Raw genomic sequence first — 5,084 nt, forward strand, 5'->3', positions numbered from 1 at the left:
AAAGGCTGCCATCGACGGGAGAGATCGCCGCCCATTGTGAGAGTCGAAGATAGATGGCAAGCACCAATTTACCTAGCAGTAGTTCAACACGCGGAACTGAAACAGACCTGAAAACAGACCTGAAAACAGACACAAGATGTGGATCTATTTGACGCAAATCACAAATGCAAGATAGATTCTTCGAGCATTAAGTAAGCCGTTTCAACCATTGCAAACCTCGAATGACGGACTCCAGATGCCGGAACCTATTTATGAGAACAGACGAATAGCAAACAGCCGGGCCAACGAACTCAACCGCCAATGCTACTGCATCACTCTTGACCGAATAGCCCTCAACAAGAGCCTCCACAACCAGCTTTCAGATGCTGGAAGCGAACTGTCAACGCTCCCGGAGTTCGATCACCTTTTTTCAAACACACCGGTTTTCGTACCCCGAGCCGACATAGCGGAGATGGAGAGGATCGTTCAGTCGATTGAAGCGGCCTCAGAGCTTCCCTCGTACCGAGAACGAGTACTTTCCTGGGCACCGGAAATCGCACAGTTCAATCCAGGGCCCATCGGGGCGTTCATGGGCTATGATTTTCACATGGGTCCCGACGGCCCCCGGCTGATCGAAATCAACACCAACGCCGGTGGCGCCTTCCTGAACCTTGTCTTGTCGAGAGCCCAGCGCAATTGCTGCGACCCATCTCAACAACCCACAACACCCCAGCAGCCGCTCGACGGATTCGAGGACGCGGTGTTCTCAATGTTCAAACAGGAGTGGCAAAGCCAGCACGACAATTTCGGGCCCAGTTGCCTGGCCATAGTAGACGATGCCCCAAAGACACAATTTATGTTCCCCGAATTCCAGTTGGCCCAACAGATTCTCCGAGCCAAAGGAATTGATACATTGATACTCGATCCACAGGAGCTTCAGTATGCCGGCGGTACGCTGACAGCCCGCGGTAAGCCCATTGATATGGTCTACAACCGTCTGGTGGACTTCGCATTGGACGCCGCGCCCCATGCGGCATTAAGGCATGCCTATCTGGATGGCGCCGTGGTGGTAACGCCTAATCCCCATGTGCACGCTGTGCTGGCTGACAAGCGAAACCTGGCCCTGCTATCCGCACCCCACTCCCTTCGAGACTGGGGGCTCAATGAGGCCGATGCAGGCTACCTGGAGAGAGCCGTGCCGAAAACCAGGCAGGTTTCGAGGAACGACGCGGCTGAGTTGTGGAGTGCGCGACGTCATCTGTTCTTCAAGCCGGTTGCCGGCCATGGCAGCAAAGGCGTCTACCGGGGCGACAAACTAACCCGGCGCGTTTTCGAGAACATCCTGAATGGTGGCTACATCGCCCAGGACCTTGTCCCCGCTGGAGAACGAACCCTGAGAATTGACGATGCAGTGGTCACCCGAAAAGTCGACATTCGGCTGTATACCTACGCCGGCAAAAGTATGCTGGTTGCGGCGAGGATATACCAAGGCCAGACAACCAATTTTCGTACCCCCGGAGGTGGATTCGCTCCGGTTTTTCAGGTGTGATTATTACCTTTTCAATGAGCCAATATTTGATCGCATTAATGAAGAATTCCAGATTTTTGGTTTAGCGAACTGTAGAACATTAAGTTACTTAAGCACGGTCCGGACCTATGAAAGCATAGGCCCGGAGACCCCTCGGCGCTTATTCGTTGGTGAACGTCACAACATCTTTTTAAACTGCCCGTAGTCTCCTCCGGTACGCAGTACCAGAGTGATGTCGTTGTCGTTCCGATTTCTGAAAAACCAGCCATGATTGCCGGTAAAGGCTGCCTCCAGCTCGCCTTCGTCTTCAGGCACGCCCCGGCCTTTTTCGTAGGAAATTGACTGACCACCTCCATCACCATGGGTATCGAAGTTGATCGGGCCACCTTCTGACACCCAGGAGAACCGGGCTGTAGCACCTTCCTCCATAGTAAGTTTGAATTCGGTGCCTTCTCCCGGTGTGAGAATCACGCGCACTTCATCCTGCCACTGCGGTTCCGCAATTTCTGGTGCAGGCGCAGATTCTGGCTCAGAAGGCGCAACCTCTGCTTCCGGTGAGGGGGCTGGCTTCTCAACGGCTTCATCCACGACAGGTGCATTGACTTCCGGCGCCTGTCGCTCAGTTGAGGATTGAACAGCAACCATCTGAACAGCCTCGTCAGCAGCAGCCTCTTCGGCGAGCTGCTCCTTGATCTCACCCATTTCAGTCAGGCCTAAAAGGCGACCTGCGCCGGTTGGGTCCAGGGCGTACTCGGCGGGCATGACCACGGTTACCAGCAGAACCAGCGCCACAATAGCGGCAATGATGGTGGATCGAACCAGTTTGGCAGTGCTGGGCAGTTCTTCACGGTTGGGTATATCGGTGTTGTACATAAAAAATCTCCAGAATCAGGCGACAAAGTAACCGGTGAGCTGATAGCCAAAGAGCAGAAAACCTGCACTCATCATGGCCACGTTGGCGGTGTAGGCATGGCGGAAAAAGCCGTCGGTTTTACGCCAGAAGCTGATAGCAATGAGGATCATGGCCAGGGCGATGAGCTGTCCGATTTCCACACCCACATTGAAGGCGAGGAGGTTCGGAATCAGGCCGTCCGGCGAGATGTCGTATTCGATGATCTTGGTGGACAGGCCGAAACCATGGAAGAACCCGAAAATCAGCGTGGCGGCCTTGGTGTTGGGCTGAAAGCCAAACCAACGCTGATAGGCACCGATGTTGTCCAGTGCCTTGTAGACGATGGACAGACCGATAATCGCATCAATGAGGTAGCTGTTGATGCCCACGTTGAAATAGACGCCCAACAACATGGTGGTGGAATGCCCGAGGGCAAACAGGCTCACGTAGATCGCGATGTGCTTCATCTGGTAGAGGAAGAAGATGACACTCAGCAGGAACAGCAGGTGGTCATAGCCGGTGACCATGTGTTTGGCCCCCAGGTAGATGAACGAAATAAGGTTTATCCCGGTAATTTCCTGGATGTACCCCTTGTCGCCCTGAGCCACGGCATGGGCGAGTACGTCGGTACTCAGCCCCAGCAAGCCCAAAGTCAGAAATATCCAGAGTAGGCGATTGCCTGTGCCCGTTGAGGACACACCACGGCATCGGCCTGTCAAGTTTGACAACATAAAGACTCCAATCGAATGTGTTTTCTCGGGCCGCCTAAGCGGCAAGAATCAAGCGGAAAGGAGAGCTTTTGGAGGACGTTCAAGCCGATAGCGCAAACTGCGGGGAGAACCTCCGACAAAGGGCACGGGCTGCCGGAGAACGGTCAGGCTTTGGGAAACAAACGGAACCCTGAGGTGGTCCACGGTCTCGTGGGTATGATTGCCAGCATCATGATGCACTGATGATGTCTCTGGCTCTTCGTCAAAATCATGGGTGTGTCCATGCGCACCATGACTGCTCGCTTGGCCGTCAAACTGCGATTCCCAGTCGCCTGCCAAGTTGGCCACACCATGAGAGAATGACTCGCCAATCACCGATAGTGACAGGCCCGCCAATGCAAGGAGTATGACGAGCGTTGGAAGCAGTTTTCTCGGGTGAATGGCCGAAATCATCAATCTACTGCGTCGAGTCTGTGGTTGGATTTCAACGAGAACGGAGGATACCATCCCCCCGTGGGGGATAGGAATTAAAAATGGTAAATGATCACACGCATCAATCTCACCCGAACATTATCAAACGTCTGAAGCGGGCAAACGGCCATCTTGAAAGCGTGATTGGCATGATTGACCAGGGACTGGCAGTGTGCCTGAATGCGCTTTTTATAGACTGTAGGCGACTCGGGCTGATGCGAGACGACTGAGACAATAGCCGCATGAATGTTTGGGCCTATCGCCCACACATGCAGATCACTGACTTTGGCATCGTCGTCTTCGACGGCCTGTCTGACGGTTTCCTCCATGTCCTGATGCTGCTCGTCGAGGAGGACCTTTGAGGTCTCTTTCAGCAGATGCCAGGACCAACGGGTTACCAGAATCGCACCGATAATCCCCATCATCGGGTCCATCCAGTTCCACCCGGCATATTTACCCGCCAGAAGGGCAACAATAGCAAGGACTGACGTCAGCGCATCCGCAAGTACATGAAGGTAGGCCGCACGGCGGTTGTGGTCATGGTGATGATGGTGGTGACCGTGATCATGGCCGTGACTGTGACCATGATCATGGCCTGCATCCCCCAGTATCCAGGCTGACACCCCGTTGACCACCAGGCCAATGATGGCCACAAAAATAGCCCCATCGAAAGAAATGGGGACGGGCTGAATAAAACGCCCGACGCTCTCGATGACCATGTAGAGCGCAAAGACAGCCAGCAGAATCGCGCCGGTAAAGCCGCCCAGCGCATTGACCTTCCCCGTCCCGAAAGAGAACCTGGCGCTGCCCGCGTTTTTCCTGGCATACGCATAGGCGAAGGCGGCAATACCCAGAGCCACCGCGTGCGAACCCATGTGCAGGCCATCAGCCAGCAAAGCCATTGAGCCATAAACGATCCCGGCCAGGATCAAAACCAGCTTTTGACCTATCCCCCCTGGGGGGATGGCATGAGAATGCTACTGTAGCCAGATGGCTTCAACAACCTTGACAGAGGGGGCAGTGTCCAATTCGGCATACTCTCACCCTCCCCCCGATGAAGACGAGTAAACCAAGGTGCTATCGCTTTCCAACATGGCTTACGATCTGGAAGACCTCATCAGCCCTGCGCTCACGGGGCCAGGGGTCATGTCGCTGAACCTGGTTGTGAGCTTTGCAGGGGGGCAGTCATGCCTTATCCGATCCGGTCCATGGCTCAGCGGCCCGGTGTTGCTTACAACCCTCCCGGGGTGCCGTCAGCGGCTCATGATGCAGCGCCTTCAACAGGCCAGCTGTCATAGCAACGATAACCAGCGAGAATGGCAGGGCCGCGAGGATGACCGCATCCTGGAGGACGGCAATACCTCCCGCCACTAGCAATACCGCGGTCAATACTCCGTTGCCAATGGCCCAGCCTGCTCTCGACGCCTTGGGAGGCTCAAGCTGCCCTCCTGATAAAATGATATTGACCACCAATGCGCCGGAGTCAGCAGACGTTATAAAGTAG

The 5,084-nt window shown here is 54.7% G+C and carries 4 protein-coding genes and 2 pseudogenes; 2 read left to right on the forward strand and 4 right to left on the reverse strand.

Features of this window, described 5'->3' with window-relative positions; translation table 11 throughout:
- Positions 1-568 precede the first annotated feature (568 nt).
- Positions 569-1,528, forward strand: a complete 960-nt coding sequence (locus B3Y70_RS05850; protein WP_228285604.1) for a hypothetical protein — start codon at positions 569-571, stop codon at positions 1,526-1,528.
- A 156-nt stretch (positions 1,529-1,684) separates the two neighbouring features.
- Here B3Y70_RS05850 and B3Y70_RS05855 read toward each other — a convergent pair whose 3' ends face one another.
- Both B3Y70_RS05855 and B3Y70_RS05860 read right to left on the reverse strand, forming a co-directional pair.
- Positions 1,685-2,380 carry a hypothetical protein gene (locus B3Y70_RS05855; protein WP_008169988.1) on the reverse strand — a complete coding sequence of 232 codons (696 nt, stop codon included), beginning with the start codon at positions 2,378-2,380 and terminating at the stop codon, positions 1,685-1,687.
- Between the two features lie 15 nt (positions 2,381-2,395).
- The gene (locus B3Y70_RS05860; RefSeq protein WP_273085703.1) at positions 2,396-3,130 is read right to left on the reverse strand and encodes a HupE/UreJ family protein; all 735 of its coding nucleotides are present in this window, start codon (positions 3,128-3,130) and stop codon (positions 2,396-2,398) included.
- 512 nt (positions 3,131-3,642) lie between these two features.
- Here B3Y70_RS05860 and B3Y70_RS05865 point away from each other — a divergent pair.
- Positions 3,643-3,744: pseudogene (locus B3Y70_RS05865) on the forward strand (metal-sensing transcriptional repressor); the annotation flags it as partial.
- Between the two features lie 18 nt (positions 3,745-3,762).
- On the opposite strand, the pseudogene dmeF reads toward B3Y70_RS05865, so the two are convergent.
- Positions 3,763-4,512, reverse strand: a pseudogene (gene dmeF / locus B3Y70_RS05870) (CDF family Co(II)/Ni(II) efflux transporter DmeF); the annotation flags it as partial.
- A 253-nt stretch (positions 4,513-4,765) separates the two neighbouring features.
- Positions 4,766-5,084, reverse strand: a 319-nt coding sequence (locus tag B3Y70_RS05875; protein ID WP_288589387.1) for a BCCT family transporter, incomplete at its 5' end; no start/stop codon positions are given.

The sequence above is a fragment of the Marinobacter sp. UBA5687 genome (assembly GCF_002420325.1).
GTDB classification, from domain to species: Bacteria; Pseudomonadota; Gammaproteobacteria; order Pseudomonadales; family Oleiphilaceae; genus Marinobacter; species Marinobacter nauticus.

Excerpts from the sequence above, each read along its gene's own strand:
- B3Y70_RS05855 (WP_008169988.1), bottom strand. The coding sequence starts at position 2,380 with ATGTACAACACCGATATACCCAACCGTGAAGAACTGCCCAGCACTGCC.
- B3Y70_RS05860 (WP_273085703.1), bottom strand. The coding sequence starts at position 3,130 with ATGTTGTCAAACTTGACAGGCCGATGCCGTGGTGTGTCCTCAACGGGC.
- B3Y70_RS05850 (WP_228285604.1), top strand. The coding sequence starts at position 569 with ATGGGCTATGATTTTCACATGGGTCCCGACGGCCCCCGGCTGATCGAA.